The sequence below is a fragment of the Vibrio sp. JPW-9-11-11 genome, assembly GCF_013369335.1.
Classification (GTDB): Bacteria; Pseudomonadota; Gammaproteobacteria; order Enterobacterales; family Vibrionaceae; genus Vibrio.
In genome coordinates, this window is record NZ_SZQJ01000004.1 from 294,385 (window position 1) to 314,943 (window position 20,559).

The 20,559-nt window shown below is 46.5% G+C and carries 18 protein-coding genes and 1 tRNA gene; 5 read left to right on the forward strand and 14 right to left on the reverse strand.

Going from position 1 to position 20,559, the window contains the following annotated elements; genetic code table 11:
- Nucleotides 1-39 precede the first annotated feature (39 nt).
- Nucleotides 40-390, forward strand: coding sequence for a DUF3622 domain-containing protein (locus tag FCU94_RS03910; protein WP_176287235.1), 351 nt, complete (start codon nucleotides 40-42; stop codon nucleotides 388-390).
- Between the two features lie 65 nt (nucleotides 391-455).
- Here the strand turns inward: FCU94_RS03910 and FCU94_RS03915 are convergent, their stop codons facing one another.
- From FCU94_RS03915 to purM, 5 genes are all read right to left on the reverse strand, one after another.
- Nucleotides 456-647, reverse strand: a complete 192-nt coding sequence (locus FCU94_RS03915) for a DUF4250 domain-containing protein (RefSeq protein WP_176287236.1) — start codon at nucleotides 645-647, stop codon at nucleotides 456-458.
- Nucleotides 647-853 carry a YaeP family protein gene (locus tag FCU94_RS03920; protein ID WP_176287237.1) on the reverse strand — a complete coding sequence of 69 codons (207 nt, stop codon included), beginning with the start codon at nucleotides 851-853 and terminating at the stop codon, nucleotides 647-649. Before FCU94_RS03920 ends, FCU94_RS03915 begins: the two co-directional genes overlap by 1 nt.
- 109 nt (nucleotides 854-962) lie before the next feature.
- On the reverse strand, nucleotides 963-1,616 hold the full coding sequence (locus FCU94_RS03925; RefSeq protein WP_176287238.1) for a tellurite resistance TerB family protein: 654 nt from the start codon (nucleotides 1,614-1,616) through the stop codon (nucleotides 963-965).
- Between the two features lie 111 nt (nucleotides 1,617-1,727).
- Complete coding sequence (gene purN / locus FCU94_RS03930) at nucleotides 1,728-2,369, reverse strand: phosphoribosylglycinamide formyltransferase (RefSeq protein ID WP_176287239.1); 642 nt, start codon at nucleotides 2,367-2,369, stop codon at nucleotides 1,728-1,730.
- 2 nt (nucleotides 2,370-2,371) lie between these two features.
- Nucleotides 2,372-3,412 carry a phosphoribosylformylglycinamidine cyclo-ligase gene (gene purM, locus FCU94_RS03935; RefSeq protein WP_176287240.1) on the reverse strand — a complete coding sequence of 347 codons (1,041 nt, stop codon included), beginning with the start codon at nucleotides 3,410-3,412 and terminating at the stop codon, nucleotides 2,372-2,374.
- Nucleotides 3,413-3,589: 177 nt separating this feature from the next.
- Here purM and upp point away from each other — a divergent pair, with 177 nt between their 5' ends.
- Nucleotides 3,590-4,216: a uracil phosphoribosyltransferase gene (gene upp, locus FCU94_RS03940; RefSeq protein WP_176287241.1), complete on the forward strand. Its 627-nt coding sequence runs from the start codon at nucleotides 3,590-3,592 to the stop codon at nucleotides 4,214-4,216.
- A gap of 77 nt (nucleotides 4,217-4,293) precedes the next feature.
- Here the strand turns inward: upp and rluF are convergent, their stop codons facing one another.
- The 3 genes from rluF to FCU94_RS03955 form a co-directional block, all read right to left on the reverse strand.
- Nucleotides 4,294-5,325: a 23S rRNA pseudouridine(2604) synthase RluF gene (gene rluF / locus FCU94_RS03945; RefSeq protein ID WP_176287242.1), complete on the reverse strand. Its 1,032-nt coding sequence runs from the start codon at nucleotides 5,323-5,325 to the stop codon at nucleotides 4,294-4,296.
- A gap of 95 nt (nucleotides 5,326-5,420) precedes the next feature.
- A complete protein-coding gene (smrA, locus tag FCU94_RS03950) occupies nucleotides 5,421-6,002 on the reverse strand; it encodes a DNA endonuclease SmrA (RefSeq protein WP_176287243.1) in 582 nt (193 codons plus the stop codon).
- A gap of 132 nt (nucleotides 6,003-6,134) precedes the next feature.
- Nucleotides 6,135-6,275 carry a DUF3149 domain-containing protein gene (locus tag FCU94_RS03955; protein ID WP_011078358.1) on the reverse strand — a complete coding sequence of 47 codons (141 nt, stop codon included), beginning with the start codon at nucleotides 6,273-6,275 and terminating at the stop codon, nucleotides 6,135-6,137.
- Between the two features lie 279 nt (nucleotides 6,276-6,554).
- Between FCU94_RS03955 and FCU94_RS03960 the strand changes: the two genes are divergently transcribed.
- A tRNA-Pro gene (locus tag FCU94_RS03960) sits at nucleotides 6,555-6,631 on the forward strand.
- 184 nt (nucleotides 6,632-6,815) lie between these two features.
- Here FCU94_RS03960 and FCU94_RS03965 read toward each other — a convergent pair.
- Entirely contained in the window at nucleotides 6,816-7,682 is an 867-nt protein-coding gene (locus tag FCU94_RS03965; protein ID WP_176287244.1) for a TraB/GumN family protein, read from the reverse strand.
- Nucleotides 7,683-8,087: 405 nt separating this feature from the next.
- On the opposite strand from FCU94_RS03965, the gene FCU94_RS03970 reads away from it, so the two are divergent.
- On the forward strand, nucleotides 8,088-10,739 hold the full coding sequence (locus FCU94_RS03970) for a beta-N-acetylhexosaminidase (protein WP_176287245.1): 2,652 nt from the start codon (nucleotides 8,088-8,090) through the stop codon (nucleotides 10,737-10,739).
- A 77-nt stretch (nucleotides 10,740-10,816) separates the two neighbouring features.
- Here the strand turns inward: FCU94_RS03970 and FCU94_RS03975 are convergent, their stop codons facing one another.
- From FCU94_RS03975 to nagA, 5 genes are all read right to left on the reverse strand, one after another.
- On the reverse strand, nucleotides 10,817-12,208 hold the full coding sequence (locus FCU94_RS03975) for a peptide MFS transporter (protein WP_176287246.1): 1,392 nt from the start codon (nucleotides 12,206-12,208) through the stop codon (nucleotides 10,817-10,819).
- A 292-nt stretch (nucleotides 12,209-12,500) separates the two neighbouring features.
- Nucleotides 12,501-14,165: an asparagine synthase B gene (gene asnB, locus FCU94_RS03980; protein ID WP_176287247.1), complete on the reverse strand. Its 1,665-nt coding sequence runs from the start codon at nucleotides 14,163-14,165 to the stop codon at nucleotides 12,501-12,503.
- 213 nt (nucleotides 14,166-14,378) lie between these two features.
- Nucleotides 14,379-15,965: a cation:proton antiporter family protein gene (locus tag FCU94_RS03985; protein WP_176287248.1), complete on the reverse strand. Its 1,587-nt coding sequence runs from the start codon at nucleotides 15,963-15,965 to the stop codon at nucleotides 14,379-14,381.
- 86 nt (nucleotides 15,966-16,051) lie between these two features.
- A complete protein-coding gene (gene nagC, locus FCU94_RS03990) occupies nucleotides 16,052-17,266 on the reverse strand; it encodes a DNA-binding transcriptional regulator NagC (RefSeq protein ID WP_176287249.1) in 1,215 nt (404 codons plus the stop codon).
- A 2-nt stretch (nucleotides 17,267-17,268) separates the two neighbouring features.
- On the reverse strand, nucleotides 17,269-18,405 hold the full coding sequence (nagA, locus tag FCU94_RS03995; RefSeq protein WP_176287250.1) for an N-acetylglucosamine-6-phosphate deacetylase: 1,137 nt from the start codon (nucleotides 18,403-18,405) through the stop codon (nucleotides 17,269-17,271).
- Between the two features lie 483 nt (nucleotides 18,406-18,888).
- Here nagA and nagE point away from each other — a divergent pair, with 483 nt between their 5' ends.
- Nucleotides 18,889-20,463, forward strand: coding sequence for an N-acetylglucosamine-specific PTS transporter subunit IIBC (nagE, locus tag FCU94_RS04000; RefSeq protein WP_176287251.1), 1,575 nt, complete (start codon nucleotides 18,889-18,891; stop codon nucleotides 20,461-20,463).
- Nucleotides 20,464-20,559 lie beyond the last annotated feature (96 nt).

A 20,559-nucleotide genomic window follows, 5' to 3' on the forward strand; every position in this document is an offset into this window, starting at 1 on the left:
GGATGGCTAAATCCCTCAACAATCCCTTAGGAAATGAATATGTCGAACAACAAAAAATTCGCTATACGCGTGACTGAAAAACGTAACGGTTGGTGCGCCGAGATCACTCGCCAAGTGACTTCACGTAAAACGTCAGTATCTAAGCGTGAAACCGGCTTTGACACGGAAGCCCAAGCTCAAGAGTGGGCTGAAAAAGAGCTCGCAGGTTTCATCAAGAACCAAGCTGAACGTAACGAGCGTAAAGGTGAAGCGCGTAAAGTGCGTATTGAACGCGAAGAGCGTCTAGCGCAAGAAGCAGCGGAAAAGAAAGCACGTTACGAAGAAGCCAAGCGTGAAGCAGCAGCGCAAGCTGAACTGGATGATGAAGACGACTTTTTCGACGAAGACTAATAGCAGCGCAATTACAAATAAAACCGCCAACTAGGCGGTTTTTTGCATCTGAGGCGGTTACGCAGTTAGCGGAATTGACCCGCATCAGGTAAAAAGTCGAATCCAGCTTTAGCGAGTTTGGCTTCTAAAGCGCTTCTCTCAATATCAAAGTAAGCGGTGAGTTTATCTAAGTCACCATCGAAGTCATCGCGAAGCTTCATGTTGACGATACTCATCAACATAATAGAGTCCATGTTTTCAAAGTTCGCCAGATTCATTATTTGTCCTCGAAGTCAGAAATCAGTAAGTTAGCCGCCGCAAACGCGGCTTTTTCTCGTACTTCTTTTGGCAGTGATTCATCAGCTGCGATGTCATTTAAAGCTCTCACAGCGCATGATATCGCTTGTGGTACGTAGGCTTGATCGCCACTTCCTATTTGCGCATACAATTCGCGCACCAAATCACAACAGCCGTAGACTTGCATGGCTTTCACTCCAATAAATGATAACTGCTCTCAAATATACACATACCGTTCAGGAAACTCAAAGCGTTGATTTGTCTTAGCGCAAGGCTAGGTTCGCGCTGCTGGTTTTCTAATCAAACTGGTTGAGTTGTAAGTGAAGTTGTTCAATAACCTCTGGCTGCAATTTGAGCTGCTTTGCCAGTTCATTCAAATAGACTTTTTCCATAGTGTTTTGCTCATCAATCACGATGAGTGAAGCGAGATAGATCTCGGCGGCTTGTTGTGGTGTGGTCGCCAGTTGAGCTATTTCGATAGGATCTAGAGGTTTATTCAATTCTTGGTGGACAAGAGAACGCACTTGTTGATCGGCGCCACTTTGCTCTATTGCGGATTCAATTCGAGCCATTTCAACTTGATCAACGTGTCCATCTGCTTTTGCTGCAGCAATCATGGCTTTTAAAGTGATGTGGTAATGCACTGGGTCATTAGCATTGAACGCCGCATCTGTGTGTTGAGCCGGCTTCTTCTGAGTGTCGTTATAGATCTTGTATGCCAGCGCGCCGAGCGCCGCAACGCCACCAATCTTTAACGCGTTTTTACCCGTTTTTTTAGCGAATTTTTTACTCTTTTTTGACCCCATCAATAAACTGACCAAACCTCCACCCACAGCGCCGGCACCGAGCGATTTAAGGGTGTTTGATTGAGATGATTGCTTGATTTGCTGCTGTCCTTGACGCACAAGGTCAGAATTGAGTGCTTGATTGAGTAAACTTTTAAGATCCATGACTTACCTCCTCGCTTTTCTCAAGCATAGTCAGAGAAACATGAACCAAGGATTAATGAAACAATAAAGGCGAGCTAAGCTCGCCTTTAAGTCAAAGTTTGAATCCACTGGTTACTCTTGCGCATAACCGTGAATGCCGAGGCGCTGACCATCAAGGTAGGCCTCTTTGCCGTCTTTCATCTCCAAGCGGTCTTCCACTAGCCATTTGACGACCATAGGGTAGATACGGTGCTCTTGGTTTTGCACACGCTCAGTCAGCGTTTCCACCGTATCTTCATCAAAAATAGGCACTTTGGCCTGAAGGATCACTGGACCTCCGTCAAGTTGCTCAGTGACGAAGTGCACGCTGGTACCGTGTTCTTCATCACCAGCATGGATCGCACGCTGATAAGTGTTAAGACCAGGGTACTTAGGTAGCAAAGAGGGATGGATATTGATCATGCGGCCCATATAGTGGCGCACAAACTCGCCACTTAGGATACGCATATAACCGGCAAGTACGATGACATCAGGCCGGTATTCATCGATCTGCTTCATTAACTCATGGTCAAAAGCATCACGGGTATCGAAGCTTTTAGGATCAAGGAAGTGCGCCCCAGCTCCAGCTTTTTTAGCGCGCTCTAATGCGTATGCTTCAGCTTTGTTTGAAAAAACGGCTGTCACACGGCCGCCAGTAATGCTGGTCTCACAAGCGTCTATGATTGCCTGCAAGTTAGAGCCATTGCCTGATACTAGAACAACGATACTTTTCATACTTACTTGATCTCTACCTGTTCTTCGTCAGTTTGAGCATCAGCGATTTCACCAATAACCCAAGCGTTTTCGCCTTCTGATTTTAAGAGCTCAACAGCAGCTTCAGCTTGTTCTTTTGGTAGCGCAACAACAAGTCCGACACCACAGTTAAAGGTGCGATACATTTCGTGGGTCGTCACATTACCTTTTTCTTGTAGCCATTTGAAAATGACTGGCCATTCCCAACTATTGCCATCGACAACGGCTTTTGTGCCTTGAGGAAGAACGCGTGGGATGTTTTCCCAGAAACCACCGCCAGTGATGTGAGAAATCGCATGGATATCGTGCTTCTCAATCATTTTTAGCGCTGATTTGATGTAAATCTTGGTCGGCTCTAGAAGGTGCTCACCAATAGTACGGCCTGCTAGCTCTTCGTTTTTGTCTGCACCAGAAACCTCTAAGATCTTACGGATTAGAGAGTAACCGTTTGAGTGTGGACCGCTTGAGCCGACAGCGATAAGTGCGTCACCTGCGGCAACTTTTGTACCGTCAATCACGTCTTCTTTTTCAACTACGCCGACACAGAAACCAGCCACGTCATAATCTTCGCCTTCGTACATGCCCGGCATTTCAGCCGTTTCGCCACCAATCAGGGCACAACCAGCTTGAACACAGCCGTCTGCAATACCAGACACGACATCTGCCGCTGTATCTACATCTAGCTTGCCTGTCGCGTAGTAGTCGAGGAAGAATAGTGGCTCTGCGCCTTGAACGATAAGGTCGTTGACGCACATGGCAACCAGGTCAACACCAATGGTGTCGTGCTTTTTCATATCCAAAGCGAGGCGCAGTTTTGTTCCCACACCGTCGGTGCCTGATACCAAAACGGGTTGCTTATATTTAGTTGGTAGCTCACATAATGCGCCGAAACCACCAATACCACCCATTACTTCTGGGCGACGTGTACGTTTTACAGCACCTTTGATACGGTCAACAAGCGCGTTGCCTGCATCGATATCAACGCCAGCGTCTTTATAGCTAAGAGAAGTGTTATCAGCACTCACAGGGAAGTCCTCTGTTTTGAAGTTGGATATGAAAACGGCGCTATTCTACCAGTGGTTAAAGATAAAGAGCAAACGTTTGCGCAACTTTTTTTGTTGCTGATAGAAGCAGAATTTACCGAAGGAATCGTTTATAATCTGGAAGTTTATTTAAATTTTACCTGATATCCGGAGATGGAAATGAAAGTTGTTGAAGTAAAACATCCTCTTGTTAAACACAAACTGGGTCTAATGAGAGAAGGTGACATCAGCACTAAGCGCTTTCGCGAGCTAGCTACTGAGGTGGGTAGCCTGTTAACTTATGAAGCAACAGCGGACTTTGAAACGGAAAAAGTAACCATTGAAGGTTGGAATGGTCCTGTTGAAGTGGATCAAATCAAAGGTAAGAAGGTCACAGTCGTGCCTATCCTACGTGCGGGTCTGGGTATGATGGATGGCGTGCTTGAGCATATGCCAAGTGCACGTATCAGTGTTGTTGGTATCTATCGTGATGAAGAAACACTAGAACCCGTTCCTTACTTCAACAAACTAGCATCGAACATTGATGAGCGTATCGCGCTTGTGGTCGACCCTATGTTGGCGACAGGTGGCTCAATGATTGCGACGATCGACCTGCTAAAAGAGAAAGGTTGTCAATCAATCAAGGTGCTTGTGCTGGTTTCAGCGCCAGAAGGCATTGAAGCGCTAGAAAAAGCTCACCCAGACGTTGAACTATATACAGCGGCCATCGATGAGAAGCTAAACGACAAGGGGTACATTGTTCCTGGTCTTGGTGATGCGGGCGATAAAATCTTCGGTACGCTATAATTTCAAGCGAAAATACGGAAAAGGGAACCTATGGGTTCCCTTTTTTATTGTTGATAATTCCTACCTGAGGCTTGCCTCTATTTCTTCAAGCTTAGCGTGCCACCAGACTTGGGCTTGCTTGGCTGTACCGCTGCTTTTGATTTAGGCTTAAAGAAGCTTTTTCCTTGGTTAGGTTTGCCGTTTGAGTCCGATGCTTTGCCACTATTGCGAGCTTTTTTTGAATTTGGCGCATGACGAAATTCTTCAGCGTTGCGACCTTTAAAAGTGCGTGTTTTTTGGTTTCGGCGTGCTTTGGACTCTTGGTTTTCTTCGCGACTGTCAAACAATTTAGCGTCGGTCGCTTTGCGAATGCGTTTACCTTTTGCGTCGACTTTTGACGCTTCTTCGGTACTGCTTGAGTCTTCACACATGGCGAGGATCTCGGCCACTTCTGCGTCGGTTAAATAGCGCCACTGGCCATTGGGAATGCCGTCTAGGGATATATTCATGATACGCACGCGACGCAGCTTGAAAACTTCGTAGCCAAGCGCCTCACACATGCGGCGGATCTGACGGTTAAGGCCCTGAGTTAATACGATGCGGAATGAGTACTTGGTCTCTTTCTCTACTTTACAAGGTAGAGTGACGGTATCGAGAATGTTGACGCCTGAAGACATCTTGTTAATGAAGTCGTCGCTGATTGGTTTGTCTACTCGAACCACATACTCTTTCTCGTGATTATTACCGGCGCGAAGAATTTTATTGACGATGTCACCATCGTTAGTCAGGAAGATAAGGCCATCTGAGGGTTTATCTAGACGACCGATAGGGAAAATTCGCTTTTTGTGACCGATGAAGTCAACAATGTTACCTGGGATATCGCGCTCCGTGGTGCAAGTGATGCCTGTCGGTTTGTTTAAGGCGATATAGATGGGCTTGTCGCTCGCGGCTGTAATTGGCTTGCCATCGACACGAACCTCGTCTTTTGGTTGAACTTTGGTGCCCATTTCTGGGATGTTACCATTGATGGTGACTCGGCCTTGTTCGATAAGACGGTCTGCTTCGCGGCGGGAGCAGAAGCCAGTCTCGCTGATGAATTTGTTCAGGCGTTTACCCGTATCTTGTGACATGTTGTTCTCCTAACGTTTCACAACGGCGGTTTATACAATGTGCTGATGAAACAATCAGCAGATGAAGGGAGCGCATTCTAGCATTGTGAGGGTGGTTAACCCAATCGTTTTTGATGCCGTTCGCGTGTTTCGAGTTTTTTCTCCGCGCTTTTACGCAACATCACGTAAACGGCACCAGTACCACCGTGGAAACGCTGAGCACTATGAACACATTGGACATCTCGAATTTGCTGTAACCACTGAGCAAGATAGCTTTTCATCAGTGCGGGTGGATTTGAGCGCTCGCCACGTCCATGAACAATCACCACAGTGCGAATGTCCATTTGGATACACTGCTTGAGAAATTTGACCACTTCATCGCGGGCCTCTTTGAGGGTTTTTCTATGCAGATCTAAACGCGCTTGAATCGGGTATTTGCCAAGACGCAGTTTGCGATAGACTCCTTCTTGGACTCCATCGCGCTTAAACTCAATCATATCATCAGGTTTTAGCATCGGAGCATGGTCAATAGAGAGATACTCAGGGTCATCTTCAGTTAACCAAATTGCGGCTTCACGTTTGGCAAGCTGGGCATCGGTTACTCGATGTTGCTTTTTGTGTTCAGCGGTATCGTGAGACAGGGGTTTTACATCGCCCATCATCTGTTGGAATAGAGCAAAGTCATCGTCGTGAGACATAACGACATCTCAAACTGGGGAAACAATACCGATATTATACCCAATAGGGCTAGAGAGTGATCAAGCGAGCAATAAAAAACCGAAGCAGACAAGGAATCTGCTTCGGTGCATAGCGAATAGGGCTAAGCGATTCTAGTGAGGAGATTTGTCGTTCATCACTTTGTAGACAATGAAACCGCCGTAGAACAGCATAAGACCTAAGGCGCCAAAGATCACAATCATCGAAGACAGACCTACCGCATTACCAAATAGGAGATCAAGCCAAAAGTCCATAGTTCCTCCATCAAGACAAAATGAGATGACAGGGCTTAAGGTAAACTGTGGTTAAATATGCAACACTGATCTGGATCAATTGTTGTGAATAGGTTGCGCACTTGTATCGGTTGGTGTGTTTTTGCTCACACTTTGTCGCCCGTCGATGATGTTTTAGTCAATCAAACCGAAAGTGAGAAAAAGTTGTCTAAATGGCTTGCGTTCACATTCATAATCCGTAATATACCACCTCGTTGACGGGCAGAACGCCCAGAACACAAGTTCTACAGTCGACAGTCTCGGTGAATAGCGCAGCTTGGTAGCGCATCTGGTTTGGGACCAGAGGGTCGGGGGTTCGAATCCCTCTTCACCGACCACTTTTAGAAAGCCAGCTTTAATAGCTGGCTTTCGTCGTTTTTGAGATTGAGTATTTGCTAGCATGGGAGCCGAGCCCGAATGGGGTTCGCCTGATGTTCTAAGTATGTCTCTCCACCGACCACCTTTAGAAAGCCTGCTTTAATCGCGGGATTTCATCTTTTTAGGCGAAGTGAGTTGCTGCATTTAGTACTTAAACTCACAGCCAGTAGGTTTGCTCTGAGACAATTGCTTGACGCTAAATCCTTCGGTTTCAAGCATCTTTAGTAAACTTTGTTCACCGATAAGATGTAAGGTGCCGACCACGACGACATAGGTACCTTGACGATTGGGCAGCCAATCCGGCGTTGATAGTTTTTGCGCCCAATCTAGATTGCGTGACGTCAGGAAAGCGTATTCGAACTCTTCCGACATCGCGGTTAAGTTAGCAAACTCGTCCAACTTTGCCATGTCTCCATTTTTCCAACTGGTAATCAAGCAGCGCAGTGAACCTTCCGAGTGATCAAACTCTTCAATAACACTGACCAACATCTCCTTGCCGTCCATTGGCTGCTTTGTGAGCAGATCAATCTGGAACTGCATCGACTCTAAGCTTAATGTTGGGACGTCCCATAACGCTGCTTTCACCATTAGCCTCGCGTCAACACCATCAGAGGCAGAATAGCCTAAGTACTCGATTTGCTTCATCTGAATCGCTAGAGCGGCCGCCCAAGGAGGAGTATTCAGTAAGTCTTGTGCATTGAGTTCGAGCAAGTTAGCTAGTCCTAATAGTTCTTTCTGCTGTTTTGAAGTGAGCACGTCTCGGCTTGAGAAGCGAGTTTGTGGATACACAACACCACTAGTTTGACGAATGTCTGTTTCGACGATCAGCCCTTGGCTGTTCTGTAACTTGGTAAATAAGCGGCTTGGCAATGGATACATAGACTCATCGCCGACATGAACTGATCCGACAATGATGTATTTCAGATTGCCTTTCTTGACCTGCCAATGAAGCGGTTCTGCAACGGCTTGAGCCGCGATCAGTAGTAATACGCTGAGCAAGAGCTGTCGCATATAGACTCCTCAATGATGCGTAAAAAACGTCGATTTGTTTGAGTTCAACGAGTTTTGACGGAGAAATAGTTGCGGTTTAAATCACGTTTTTACACCGCTTTGATCCTTTGATTTTATGCCAACTCATTAGAGTGTGTGATCTTTAATCGGAATTTTGGTCTTTTAACAATGAAAGGTGTGATGTTGTTCTCAGTAATCTCGTCAAAATAAGTCTGTCGCTTTTAACGTTCACACTAAGTGTCTGTTTTGTTTGATTTAATATCGGCATTAAAATGTGAAATTTGAAGGTGATCACTGTTACTAATTATTAATTTTACGAGAAAAAATAATTCAAGCTATGTTGAAAGCATCTTGATTTTGAGGCCTCACGTTTCAGGCTTCGCTCCACTTTTAAGGGTAAGTAAGATGTTTAAACAAACGCTCATCGCGACTTCAGTATTAGCAACGTTAGCGGGTTGCACATCATTCCAGTCGAGTGAACAAAACCTTGTTAATACCTTGGCTGACAACCTTGATATTCAATATGAAGTACTCACAAATCACGGTGCTAGCCAAGGCATTGCGTGTCAGGAGTTGGGCGCAGAGTGGGCGTCTTGCAACAAAGTTAACATGACGCTGGTTAACCAAGGTGAAGCGGTTGACTCTAAAGGTTGGGCTATTTATTTCCACAGCATTCGTCTGATTCTGGATGTTGAACACGAACAGTTCAAAATCTCTCGCATAACGGGGGACTTACACAAACTAGAGCCAACCGATCAATTTGATGGCTTTGCGGCGGGCGAAGAAGTCGAGATTCCTCTTGTTGCAGAATACTGGCAGCTATTTGAGACGGATTTCATGCCAGGTGCATTTGTTACCGCGCCGAACGCTGAGCCTAAGTTGATTGCGTCGCTTAATACAGAAGAGGTAGCTTCTTTTGTGGTTGGCCTTGAAGGTGACAATCTAAAGCGCACACCGGATGACAATAACGTATTTGCCAATGCAGTGTCTCGTTTTGAGAATAATCAAGACCTAGCAACACAAGACGTATCAACCACGTTACTACCAACGCCACTGTTTGTTGAAGCGGGCCAAGGTACGGTAGATATCGCGGCGGGTATTGCGCTGCCTAAAGACGCATTCGATGCGGCACAATTTACGGCAATTCAAGAACGCAGCGAAGTGGTGGGTGTGGATGCTCAAGGCTCCTTTCCGGTAAGCATCACGGTGGTTCCTGCAGACTTCACCGGTGAATTAGCAAAATCGGGTGCTTACGAAATGAGTATCAAAGGCGACGGGATTACGATTAAAGCATTTGACCAAGCAGGAGCTTTCTACGCAGTTCAATCACTCTTTGGTCTGGTAGATAGCCAACATGCGGATTCTCTACCACAACTGTCTATTAAAGATGCGCCGCGTTTTGATTACCGTGGTGTGATGGTGGATGTGGCGCGCAACTTTCACTCTAAAGATGCCATCCTTGCAACGCTTGACCAAATGGCCGCGTACAAGATGAACAAACTACACCTTCATCTCACCGATGACGAAGGCTGGCGTTTAGAAATTCCGGGTCTGCCTGAGCTGACTGAAGTGGGTGCTAACCGTTGTTTCGATGTTGAAGAGAAAAGCTGTTTATTGCCTCAGCTTGGCTCTGGTCCAACGACAGACAACTTTGGCTCTGGCTACTTTAGCAAAGCAGATTACGTGGGCATCTTGAAATACGCCAAAGCACGTAACATTGAAGTGATTCCTGAAATCGATATGCCAGCGCACGCTCGTGCAGCAGTAGTCTCAATGGAAGCGCGTTACGAGCGCTTAATGGCAGAAGGTAAAGAAGCGCAAGCTAATGAATACCGTTTGATGGACCCACAGGACCAATCGAATGTAACGACGGTTCAGTTCTACAACAAGCAAAGCTTTATTAACCCATGTATGGAGTCGTCGACTCGCTTTGTTGATAAAGTGATTTCAGAAGTCGCAGCAATGCACGCGGAAGCAGGGGCACCGCTAACAACATGGCACTTTGGTGGTGATGAAGCGAAGAACATCAAACTCGGTGCGGGTTTCCAAGATGTGAACGCACAAGACAAAGTCAGCTGGAAAGGGACGATTGACCTGTCTAAACAAGACAAGCCATTCGCACAGTCGCCACAATGTCAGACGTTAATTGCAGATGGTACGGTAAGCGATTTTGCTCATCTCCCGAGCCACTTTGCACAAGAAGTGTCGAAGGTTGTCGCAGAGAAGGGCATTGCCAACTTCCAAGCTTGGCAAGATGGTCTTAAGTACAGTGAAGGTGAGGAAGCGTTCGCAACAGAAAAAACTCGAGTAAACTTCTGGGACGTTCTTTATTGGGGCGGCACATCATCAGTGTACGAGTGGGCAGAGAAGGGGTATGACGTGATTGTTTCAAACCCGGACTACGTCTACATGGACATGCCATACGAAGTTGACCCGAAAGAGCGTGGTTACTACTGGGCAACGCGTGCAACAGACACGCGTAAGATGTTCGGTTTTGCACCACAGAACATGCCTCAGAACGCAGAAACCTCTGTGGATCGCGACGGCAACGGCTTTACTGGTAAAGGTGAAATCGAAGCGAAACCTTTCTACGGTCTATCAGCACAGCTTTGGTCTGAGACAGTACGCAACGATGAGCAATACGAGTACATGGTATTCCCTCGCGTACTAGCAGCCGCTGAGCGTGCATGGCACCGTGCTGATTGGGAAAACGACTACAAAGTGGGGGTTGAATATTCGCAACACTCTAACTTAGTAGACAAAGCGGCGCTAAACCAAGACTACAACCGCTTTGCAAACGTACTGGGTCAACGTGAACTGGCCAAGCTAGAAAGATCGGGTATCGACTACCGCCTGCCTGTACCAGGTGCGAAAGTAGAAGGTGGAACGCTGTCAATGAACGTTCAGTTCCCAGGTGTAACACTTCAATATTCTCTGGATGGTGAGAACTGGCTGACTTACGCAGATAACACGCGTCCAAATGTAGAAGGTGAAGTCTATATTCGTTCGGTATCTGCGACGGGTGAGAGAACGAGTCGCGTGACTAGCGTGAAGTAGTGCCCTCCTTTATCTAAAGGCAGAAAAGAAAACGCCCAGCCAATAACGGCTGGGCGTTTTTTATAACAGAGTAGGGGTTAAGCCACTTGTGCTTGCTGTTGCTCTACTTGTTGTGCGTTAGTGATTGGAGTTTCTGCGCCATGCATCCAACCAACAAGTGTGTTGGAGAACATAAGTAGAATGACTCCAGAAATGGTTGCGGCAATGGCAATACCACCAAAGATAGACATTGCACCTAGCTCACCAACATGTGAACCAATTAAGCCTGCTACGTAGTTAGCAATGGCGTTGAAGCCGAACCAAGCGCCCATCATCAGTGAGGCTAGACGAAGTGGAGCCAGCTTAGTCACCAGCGACAAACCAATAGGTGATAGGTAAAGCTCACCCAATGTGTGGAAAAAGAACGCACCGACAAGCCAAAGCATTGATGTTTTCACTGTCGTATCGCCGCCTTGATCCATCACTGCGCCCACCATACATAGGAAGCCTAGGGCTAAGAAGAATAGGGCAAGCGCAAATTTTACTGGAGAGTTCGGTTCTTTAGGACCAAGCTTTACCCAAAGCGCAGCAAGAACAGGCGCAAGGGTAATAATGAAGAACGGGTTCAGCGATTGGAACCAAGCTGCAGGGACTTCAAAACCACCAATCATGCGGTCAGTGTATTGCTGGGTGTAAATATTCATTAAGCCGCCAGCTTGTTCAAATCCTGCCCAGAAGACGATCACAAACAGGCCCATAACTAAGATCACTTTTAGGCGGTCAACTTCTTGTTTGGTTAACGGCTGTTTTTGTGCCGATTTCTTCTTTTCAAGCTCACGAGCCGCCGCTGGTACAACACCGATGTCGCCAAGCCACGACTTAGCCAGAGTCATCTGCATTACTAGGCTGATCAACATGCCAAGGCCTGCTACTAAGAAGCCTGCTTTCCAGCCGAACTCGTTAGTGACTGAGCCAGATGCAACACCTGCGATCAAGGCACCCAAGTTGATACCCATGTAGAAGATAGTAAATGCGCCATCACGACGGTTGTCACCTTCTTCATAGAGATCACCGACCATTGTTGAGATATTCGGCTTAAAGAGACCGTTACCGACAATCAGTAGTGCAAGACCAAGATAAAAGCTGTGTGTCACGCTAAGGCCAATCATGTCAGCAGGTAAGGCGAGTGTGAACTGGCCGATAGCCATTAAAGCACCACCAATCAAAACTGAGCGGCGCTGTCCTAGGTAGTTGTCTGCGAGGTAACCACCAATCATTGGGGTAATGTAAACAAGTCCTGTATAGATGCCGTAAAGATCAAGTGCATCTTTAGTCGACCATCCCAAGCCGCCGTTGATCGTTGTGTCTGTGAGATAAAGCACCAAGATTGCACGCATTGCGTAGTACGAGAAGCGCTCCCAAAGTTCCGTACCGAAAAGTAGGAACAGACCTCGAGGATGGCCAAAAAATTGTTGATGTTGGTTTGTCATAAGTTTTGATAATTTGAGTTATTACAGTTTTTTATCTTCAACTACATATACTCCTTGGACTTATCGTCTGCAAACGTGTCTAATGCTAACTTATGTGCCTGTATGGATTTAAGCTGTTGATTTTAAAAAGTAAAAGCCAATTACCTTGAGGGAGCGGGTCGTGCTACAAACTTAGTTTGCAAAACTGAAGGGGCTTTTCAAAGTTGTTACAGCCATCACTGACTTGGATACGCTATGGTATGAAATATAAAAAAGGCACCCGAACGGGTGCCTATGTAAATTAAAACGTGGGTTAGTAGGCGTCGTTATGCACACTCTGCACGGCCCGACCTGAAGGGTCTGCCATGTTCTTGAATGACTCATCCCATTCAATTGCTTTCGCTGAAGAACAGGCTACTGACGGGCCACCAGGTACACACTCAGCCGCCGATGGTAGTGGGAACAGCTCTTCAAAGATTTCGCGGTAAACGTAGCCTTCTTTGGTCGTAGGCGTGTTGTATGGGAAGCGATAAGCGGCAGTTTCCATTTGTTGGTCAGTCACCTTCGCTTCTGCCACTTCTTTGAGTGTATCAATCCAGCTGTAGCCGACGCCGTCAGAGAACTGCTCTTTTTGGCGCCATGCAATAGATTCTGGCAGGTAGTGTTCGAAACATTCACGCAGGATGTGTTTTTCCATCTTGCCGTTACCACACATCTTATCTTCAGGGTTGAGACGCATAGCGACATCGATAAACTCTTTGTCTAAGAAAGGTACGCGGCCTTCAACGCCCCAAGCGGCAAGAGATTTGTTGGCACGAGCACAGTCAAACATGTTGAGTGCTAGCAGTTTGCGTACTGTCTCTTCGTGGAACTCTTTCGCGTTTGGCGCTTTGTGGAAGTATAGGTAGCCACCAAAGATCTCATCTGCCCCTTCGCCTGAAAGCACCATCTTGATGCCCATCGCTTTGATTTTACGCCCCATCAGGAACATTGGCGTTGAGGCACGGATAGTCGTGACGTCGTAAGTTTCAATGTGGTAGATAACATCCCGGATGGCATCTAGACCTTCCTGAATGGTGTAAGTCATCTCATGGTGCACAGTACCGATTTGATCGGCGACTTCGCGTGCTGCTTTCAGATCTGGAGCTCCTTCCAGACCAACCGCAAATGAGTGCAGCTGAGGCCACCATGCTGCCGATTTCTCATCATCTTCAATACGCATCGCCGCAAAACGTTTCGCAACCGCTGAAGTGATAGATGAATCCAGGCCACCTGAAAGAAGTACACCGTATGGCACATCGGTCATTAGCTGGCGCTTAACTGCGGCTTCTAGGGCTTCCGTTAGTTCTTCTTTGCTGGTTGAGTTGCCTTGAACCGCTGCGTACTCGTTCCAGTCACGGATGTAGTAACGTTGTGGCTCTGAATCGGTTGAGCTGTAGTAACTGCCTGGTGGAAATTCACTGACGGTTTTACACACCGGAACGAGTGCTTTCATTTCTGAAGCAACGTAATAGTTACCGTGCTCGTCATGGCCTTGGTAAAGTGGAATGATCCCGATGTGGTCACGGCCGATAAGGTACTGGTCCTTCTCTTCATCGTAAAGCACGAAAGCGAAGATACCGTTTAACTCTTCAAGTAGGTCTGCGCCCATGTCTTGGTATAACGCTAAGATCACTTCACAGTCGGAATCGGTTTGGAAGTCGTACTTGCCTTCGTAACGAGCGCGGATCTCTTTGTGGTTGTAGATTTCGCCGTTCACTGCAAGGATGTGTTTTTTATCTGGGCTGTAAAGCGGTTGTGCACCACTGTTTAGACCAACGATCGCCAGACGCTCGTGAGCAAGAATCGCTTTGTCTGATGAATAAATACCAGACCAGTCTGGGCCACGGTGGCGAAGCTTTTTAGACATCTCTAGCGCAACTGGACGTAGCGCATCAGCGTCACTCTTTATGTCTAAAATTCCGAAAATAGAACACATACAACTTCCCTTTAAAATTAATTTAATCTGTTGAGTTCAATTTGCCATCTTGATTAAAAAAATCAACCATCACTGATGATAAAAATGAACAAGCCGTCCTTGCGTTAAAAAATATCCATATAAAATACATATTAAATGAATACTTTTTACCTAAGGTTGTTTTTTATACAGTGAGCGTAAAAAAGGCAGCGTATTCGCTGCCTAATTTTCTAGTTATGGTTTGGTGAAAGTGGGCTGGAGCTGCTCGCATACATGACGGGCGAAACCGCTACCCGCTTCATTGTAGATATTAAATGCTGCATCGACACCGTCCTGAATCAGAGCGTCGAGCTGATCGGGGTACTCAGCGATCGCAGCAATCTGCCCTTGGAAGTTTCTTCGCTGCAACTGCTCAAGCGCGATTTGGTTCCCTTGATGGTGAGGCATAGCCAACAACACCAGTTTTACGTTAGCGGTATCTAAGATTCGTTCCCAAAAATCTGGGTCGGTAGCATCGCCTGCAATCACGTTACGCCCGTGGGCTTTATGCTCATGAGCAGCGTCATCACGAACCTCGATACCTAAACTGATTTTACCGTAGCGTTTGCGTAGTTCATCGTACGCCCCAGTACCGATGCGGCCCATCCCTAGGATCAGCACTTGTGCATGACCCGGATTAATCAATTGGTCGCGAGTGTTGAGGTTTTCAGCGGCGTGCTCTCTCAACCAACGACCTGAGCGCTGGTATAGGGCATGGCCATGGCGGTTGATAGGCGCCGCCAAGACAAAAGAGATCGAAACTGCGATGGCTAGTGCCACCATGACGTCACTACTCATCCAACCCATTTTGAATGCCAGACCGCCCACAATAAGGCCGAACTCACTAAAGTTAAATAGGCTCAATGAAGCGAGTAACGAGGTACGAACACGAAACTTAAAGGTGTTAAGCACCAGAAAGTACAAGATCCCTTTGAGCGGCAACAGTAATAAAAATAACAGCGCTAGGGCTAATCCCGATAAAGTAGGCTCGGCGGATAGACCAATATTGAGGAAGAAACAGACTAGAAAGAGTTCTTTAAGATTGAACAGTGACTTTGATAGCTCTGATGCTTTTTTATGCCCAGCCAATAACATCCCTAAGATCAGAGCGCCAAGATCTGGTTTCATTCCGACAAGTTGGAATAAGCCGGCACCGGCGACAAGGGCGAAAAAAATACCGAGTAGAACGAGCATTTCACCGTGACCAACCCAATCGAGCATTTTATAAAACAGTGGTCTAAGCCACGGTAAGGCAAACAGAGCAACGGCGTACCATTCTGGCAGCTTACCAGTCGATGCGGTGAGGAACACTACCGCAAAGATGTCTTGCATCACCAGAATACCAATGGCGATTGTGCCGTAGGTGGCGTTCATTTCGCCTTTTTCTTGCAATGATTTTACGGCAAAGACAGTACTTGAGAAAGAGAGGGCAAAGCCAAGTAAAAGGATCTGGTCAATCGACATCGCCGCTAATGAGCTCACGCCAAGGAACTTAAAGCAGAATAAAGCAAGGGCAAATAGGGCCGTCGACAGTAGGTTATGAATCGTTGCACCTGCCCAGATCTCTTTCGACAGCAGTGTTTTAATATCGAGTTTTAATCCGATAGTGAACAGCAGCAACGTGACACCTAAGTCCGCTAGTGTGACGATGGTGTCGTTTGACTGGAAGCCAAATGCGTGTAATCCAAATCCGGCAAGCAAGAAGCCGACAAGCGGGGGGAGGTTACATTTGAGTGCGATAAAGCCGGCGAAAAATGCCGCCGAAATTAAGATAAGTTCCATATTGGTGATGTTTCTTCCTAAAAAAACGGGCCACATAATAGTAGCCCGTTATTCTAACTCAATCAGTTACATATTGGCGAAGAAGATTAATCTTCTAACAATTTTTGTAACAAAACCCCATTTAACATGGCGCGTTTGATCATGGCGAAGGCGCCGAGTGTCGGCTGTTTATCAATCTCAGAAGCGACAATCGGCAATCCACTGTGGAAAGTGGTCAACGATTGGTTTTCGACATTGCGCCGAATCGCCGGGAATAGAATCTCTTCACATTGGGTGATATCACCCGCGATGACGATTTTTTGCGGGTTGAACAAGTTAATCGTTATCGCGATGGCTTTGCCCAATTGGTTACCGACACGAACGAGACTCTGCTTGGCTAGTTCATCTCCTAAGTTAGCGTGTTCGCAGACATCGCCAATATTAATGGTTTCCAGTTCGGCTAGGCTTGATGCATAACCTTGCTGAACCAATTTATTTACTCGCTCTACGATAGCGGGATTTGCGGCAACGGTTTCAAGACAACCAAAGTTGCCACATTGACACTGCTCGCCCAGAGGATCAATCTGGATATGACCAATTTCACCGACGTTACGGTTATAACCGAGAAATACCTGGCCATTGACAATAATACCGGCACCTGTACCGCGGTGGACACTCACTAAGATGGAATCCTGGCAATCTTGGCTAGCGCCAAAATAATGCTCAGCCAGAGCCATACCACGAACGTCGTTGCCGACAAAGCATTGCACATGGAAAGTGTTGTGGATTAAGTCCGCTAGTTCGAGGTTATCAATGGATATGTTGGGCATATACTCGACAACCCCAGTTTCTGGGTTGACAAGGCCGGGAAGTGAAATACCAATTGCGATCAATTGATTGATGATCGCTTGATGAGTTTGGATAAAGGCTTTGAGGTTTGATAGCAGGCCATCTGTCAATTCATTTTGAGTGGTGTAAAAAAACTCGGTGTAACTCTCTGCGAGTTCTTTGCCTCCCAGATCATACAGACTGAATTGAATGTAATCGCGACCGATACGGATCGCGACAGAGTGGAAAGGTTCGACCTCTGTTGTCAGAGAAATCGCACGGCGTCCCCCTGTTGAGGCTTGTTGCGCGACCTCTTTGATTAGGCCGCGCTCAAGGAGTTGGCGGGTGATTTTTGTAACACTGGCAGGAGCCAGTTGACTGACATCAGCCACTTGGATCCGAGAAATCGGACCTTGCTGATCAATCAGTCTGTAAACTGCTGCGCTATTTAGTTGTTTTACTAAATCTACGTTACCTATTTGTCCGCCATTCATTCTTAATTTTGCTCGTATTGTCCGTTAACAACTGTCGCTTGGACGTTGAAGTCACGATCAAACACGGTGAGATTTGCAACAAAGCCAGGTTTAATACGGCCTAGTTGTTGGTCGACACCAATTGCTTTCGCAGGGTAGAGTGTAGCCATGCGTAGTGCTTCGTCCAGAGCGATACCGACGTGCTCAACTGTGTTTTGAACAGCCTCAATCATAGTGAGGGCTGAGCCGCCTAGTGTGCCATTTTCATCAACACACTTACCATCTCGGTAATATACTTTCTTACCAACAAAAATAAAGTAATCCATGTCAGCACCTGCAGGAGCTGTGGCATCGGTCACTAATACTAATTTTTCACCCTTAATTTTGTGGGCAATTCGTATGTTTGCGTAATCGACGTGGAACCCGTCGGCAATGATGCCTGCATACACCTCTGGGGTGTCGTAGATGGCGCCGACAACGCCAGGCTCTCGGCCAACCATAGGTGTCATTGCGTTGAAGAGATGCGTGGCGAATGTGATACCGGCTTCAAAGCCCTTACGTGCTTCGTTGTAGGTGGCGTTAGTGTGGCCGATAGAAACGACGATACCTGCCTCCTTCAAACGAGTGATGTGAGCAGGGTCGTTGTGCTCAGGCGCTAGGGTGACTTTAGCAATCACATCTGAGTTGTCACAAATGAAATTGATCATGCTGTCATCTGAAGGACGAATGTAATCGACGCTATGAATGCCTTTTTTCATCACATTAAGATATGGGCCTTCAAGGTGCAGTCCCAGAGATTGGTTTTTGTACTGTGCTTGGTATTCACGTGCCGCAGCCACAGATTGACGCATATCTTCATCTGAAGAAGTGATTAGCGTCGGTAGGAAGCTGGTACAGCCAGACTTTAGATTAGCTTGATGCATGGTCTGCATGGTTTCTGCGCTAATTTCGTCGTTGAGCATCACGCCACCACAACCATTTAACTGCAGATCGATGAAACCGGGGCTCACATTTGCGCCGTTAAGGTCTCGAGTTTCAATCGCCTCTGCGACTTCTTCTGCCGGGCAGATAGAATGGATAAGGCCGTTCTCGATGATAATTGCGTGTTCGGTGAGAACATCGCTACCGGTAAATATCTTACAGTTAGTTAGCGCATACATAGTTAGCTAATCCTTATAGGTCAGATTCTTAATACTTTTTGTCATCAAATTGAAGCGTTTTTAGTCGCAACAATCTACTTTATTTGTGAGCTTCAATTAGATCGTAAAATATCTTTAGCAAACGAAAAAATAAGTCATTATAAATTATCACAAATCTATACTGCTGCTGGTTTGATCAATGGGTTTTTGTTTGCCCAAAACTCTAGGTTATGCCTTGCTACACAACCATAACAGCTATTATATACCAGATAAGAGTACCTCGATTTTGACTGTCGTATTGCTATTTTTTTGTATTGTAAAATAAGTTTTATGATCTCGCTAGCAAAAACCTTGGATATTGACAGTTTCTGGTGATTATGATCACAAATGGTGAGGTTTTAATTTGCGGAGCAAAATTAATGTCATAAACTGAATGTGACTAAATTGAGCGACTTAAAAAAGTAGCTCGGCCAAAATACTAAAATCCTATAGGGGGAACTTAAGGTGAATATTCTTGGATATGCGCAAAAGTTAGGTAAAGCGCTTATGCTTCCTATCGCAACGCTTCCAGTTGCGGCGCTCTTACTACGTTTGGGTCAAGGTGACCTGCTAGATATCCCATTCATGGCGCAAGCTGGTGGTGCTATCTTTGGTCAACTTCCACTACTATTCGGTCTAGGTATCGCGATTGGTCTTTCTAAAGACGGTCAAGGTGCTGCAGGTCTTGCTGGTGCGGTGGCGTACTTCGTGCTAACAGCAACAGCGACAACAATTAACGCTGACATTAATATGTCATTCTTCGGTGGTATCATTGCTGGTATCATTGCAGGCCACTCTTACAACGCTTTCCATGCAACTCGTCTTCCTGAGTGGTTGGCCTTCTTCTCTGGTAAACGTTTAGTCCCTATTATGGCGGGTCTATTTGCCTTAGTTGCAGGTGCGATCGGTGGTGTTGTTTGGCCAAGTATTCAAGGCGGCCTTGACGCTCTTGCGCACGCGGTATCAACTTCAGGTGCTGTTGGCCAGTTTGTTTACGGTACGCTTAACCGTGCTCTTATTCCTGTAGGTCTTCACCACGTTCTTAACTCATACTTCTGGTTCGGTATGGGTACTTGTCAAGAAGTCCTTATCACTGGTGCTCAAGCAGCAGGTAATGCACTTCCTGCACTACAACAGCTTTGTGTAGACCCTGCGCTTGCTAAGACGCTTGTTGCTGGTCAAACTCACACATTCGAATTTGCTAACGCTGTGAACCCAGAAATCACTGCGACAGTGAAAGAAGTGACTGAAACAGTGAAATCTGGTGACCTACACCGTTACTTCGGTGGCGACAAAGGCGCTGGCGTATTCATGAACGGTTTCTTCCCTGTGATGATGTTCGGTCTTCCTGGTGCTGCTCTTGCGATGTACTTCGCTGCTCCAGTTGAAAAACGTCACCAAGTCGGTGGTGCACTATTCTCAGTTGCATTCTGTTCATTCCTAACAGGTATCACAGAGCCTCTAGAGTTCATGTTCGTATTCCTTGCACCAGCATTGTACGCGATGCACGCAGTATTTACTGGTCTAGCGCTTGTGGTTGCAAACATGTTTGGTACGCTACACGGCTTCGGTTTCTCAGCAGGTCTTATCGACTTCGTGCTGAACTGGGGTCTAGCAACTAAACCAGTGACTCTACTGCTTATCGGTCTTGGCTTTGGTGCTCTTTACTTCTTCACCTTTACATTCGCTATCCGTGCGTTCAACCTGAAATCACCAGGTCGCGAAGATGACGACGAAGAAACAGGTGCTGCACCTGCAGGTGAAGCGAAAAGCGGTGACCTAGCACGTCAATACCTAAAAGCGCTAGGTGGTCACGATAACCTAACGTCAATTGATGCTTGTATCACCCGCCTACGTCTAACACTGAAAGATCGCTCTGTCGCTGACGAAGCCGTTCTTAAGAAATTAGGTGCGAAAGGTGTGGTTAAGCTGGGTGAGAACAACCTACAAGTTATCTTGGGCCCTCTAGCTGAAATCGTTGCTGGCGAAATGAAAGCTATCGGTGCTAACGAAGACTTATCAGGTGTTAAACTTCCTTAACCTTGACGATTAATCGTTAATTCAAAAAGCCTCCATTTGGAGGCTTTTTTCGTTTCGGTCGCTGCTAATTTGAGCGATGCCAATGGTGTGAAAGAA